The sequence below is a fragment of the Anaerolineae bacterium genome (assembly GCA_011176535.1).
Classification (GTDB): Bacteria; Chloroflexota; Anaerolineae; order Anaerolineales; family DRMV01; genus DUEP01.
Window position 1 is genome coordinate 1 of record DUEP01000074.1, and the last position, 2504, is coordinate 2504.

The window sequence follows — 2504 nt, forward strand, 5'->3', positions numbered from 1 at the left end:
AGTCGGATCGTGAAGGTGACTTACCATATCCCCAACATTACCTGCCATCACTGCATTCACACCATCAAAATGGAAGTGTCCGAACTGGAAGGGGTGAAGAAAGTAGAAGGTGATGTGCAGGCCAAGCGGGTGACCATTGAGTTCGAGGCCCCGGCCAACGAGGAGCGTATCAAAGCGTTGTTGGCCGAGATCAATTACCCGGTGGCCGAGTAAGATTCCGCCTGTTGGGTCTGGGGGTGGCAGGGTGGGGCCTGTCACCCCTTTGTTTTGTCCACCGGAATTCTGTTGCCAAGTTGGAGGTTTGTATGGCAGAGCAAGGCAAGCAGGTCGTCTTGCCCGTTACGGGGATGACTTGTGCCAACTGCGTTGCCACTGTGGAACGCAATTTGAAAAAGGTGCCCGGCGTGGCCGAGGCCGTGGTCAACCTGGCCTCGGAGCGGGCCACGGTGGTCTTCGACCCCGAGGCGGCCGGGCTGGAGGATTTGGTGCAGCGCATCCGGCGCGCCGGATATGATGTGGCCACCGGAGAGGCGGATTTCCAGGTTCAGGGCCTGGGCGACGACAACGATGCCCGTCGGCTGGAAAAAACGCTGCGCAAGATGGATGGTGTGCTCGAAGCGACGGCCAACATCGTCAACGGACGGGTGCGCGTGCGCTACATCCCCACGGTGGTCAGTCAAAGCGAGTTGCGCCAGGCGGTGGAGCAGGTCGGCTTCCGGGTGCTGGTGGAAGAAGGGGCCGGCGTGGATGTGGAGGCCCTGGCGCGGGAGCGGGAAATTGCCCATCAGCGGCGTTTGCTGTGGATGGGCGTGGCCTTTACGCTGCCCCTCTTTTTGCTCTCCATGGGGCGCGATTTCGGTCTTTTGTCCCAGGCCCTGGCCCAGGCTCCCTGGTTGAACCGGCTGTTCCTGCTTTTGGCGACGCCGGTGCAGTTTTATGTGGGCTGGCAATACTACGAAGGGGCCTACAAAGCCCTGCGCAACGGTTCGGCCAACATGGATGTGTTGGTGGCCCTGGGCTCTTCGGTGGCCTACTTCTACTCCCTGGCCGTGTTGTTGGGGTGGCTGCCCGGGCACCTTTATTTTGAGACCTCGGCGACGATCATCACGCTGATTCGCATCGGGAAGTACCTCGAGGCCAAGGCGAAAGGACGCACTTCCGAGGCCATCAAGAAATTGATGAGCCTGCAGGCCAAAACGGCCCGCGTGGTGCGGGCCGGGCAGGAGATCGAAGTGCCGGTGGAAGAGGTGCGCGTGGGGGATGTGGTCATCGTCCGCCCGGGGGAAAAGATCCCTGTGGATGGGGTGGTCATCGAAGGGCGTTCGGCGGTGGATGAGTCCATGCTCACCGGCGAATCGCTGCCTGTGGAGAAAGGCCCCGGCGACGCGGTCATCGGAGCCACGATGAACAAACTGGGGCTTTTGAAGATCGAAGCTACCAAGGTGGGCCGGGACACGGCGCTGGCCCAGATCATCCGCCTGGTGGAAGAGGCGCAAGGCTCCAAGGCGCCCATTCAGCAACTGGCCGACAAGGTCTCGGCGGTGTTCGTGCCGATGGTGGTGGGCATCGCGGTGATCACTTTCCTGGTGTGGTACTTTGTCGTGCCGTTGCCGGCGGGGGCGGACACCAATTTGCTGACCCGCGCCTTAGTGAACATGGTGGCCGTGCTGGTCATCGCCTGCCCCTGCGCCATGGGGCTGGCCACGCCCACGGCGGTGATGGTGGGCACGGGCAAGGGCGCCGAGATGGGCATTCTGTTCAAGTCCGGCGAGGCGCTGGAGCGCGCCGGGCAGGCCACAACCGTGGTGCTGGACAAAACGGGCACCATCACCCGCGGGCAGCCGGCGGTGACGGACATCGTGGCGGTGGATATGGACGAGGACGAGTTGTTGCGCCTGGCGGCCTCGGTGGAGCAAGGCAGCGAACACCCCTTAGGGGAGGCCCTCTGGGCCGAGGCCGGGAACCGCGGCCTGGTGTTGAGTGAGCCTCTGGGCTTTCAAGCCGAAGCCGGTCATGGGGTGCGCGCCGAGGTGGATGGACACGAAGTGCTGGCGGGCAGTCGTCGGATGATGGCCGAGCACGATGTTTCGCTGGAAGGTCTGGAAGCCGAGGCTCAGCGGCTGGAGAGCGAGGCCAAGACGGCCATTTTTGTCGCGGTGGACGGCGTGGCGCGGGGCGTGATCGCCGTGGCCGACACGGTGAAAGAGGGCTCCCGGGAGGCTGTGGAGGCGTTGCGGGACCTGGGGCTGCGGGTGGTCATGCTTACCGGCGACAACCAGCGTACCGCCGAGGCCATTGCCCGGCAGGTGGGGGTGGACCAGGTGCTGGCCGAGGTGCTGCCCGGCGACAAGGTGAGCGAGGTGAAGCGGTTGCAGGAGGAGGGCCATGTGGTCGCCATGGTGGGCGATGGGATCAACGACGCCCCGGCGTTGGCCCAGGCCGATGTGGGGATGGCCATCGGCACGGGCACGGATGTGGCCATGGCGACGGCGCCGGTCACTCTC

The 2504-nt window shown here is 64.1% G+C and carries 2 protein-coding genes; both read left to right on the top strand.

What is annotated here, in order from left to right; translation table 11 throughout:
* Window positions 1-6 precede the first annotated feature (6 nt).
* On the top strand, window positions 7-213 hold the full coding sequence (locus G4O04_07245; protein ID HEY58311.1) for a heavy-metal-associated domain-containing protein: 207 nt from the start codon (window positions 7-9) through the stop codon (window positions 211-213).
* A gap of 92 nt (window positions 214-305) precedes the next feature.
* Window positions 306-2504, top strand: a 2199-nt coding sequence (locus G4O04_07250) for a heavy metal translocating P-type ATPase (GenBank protein HEY58312.1), incomplete at its 3' end; no start/stop codon positions are given.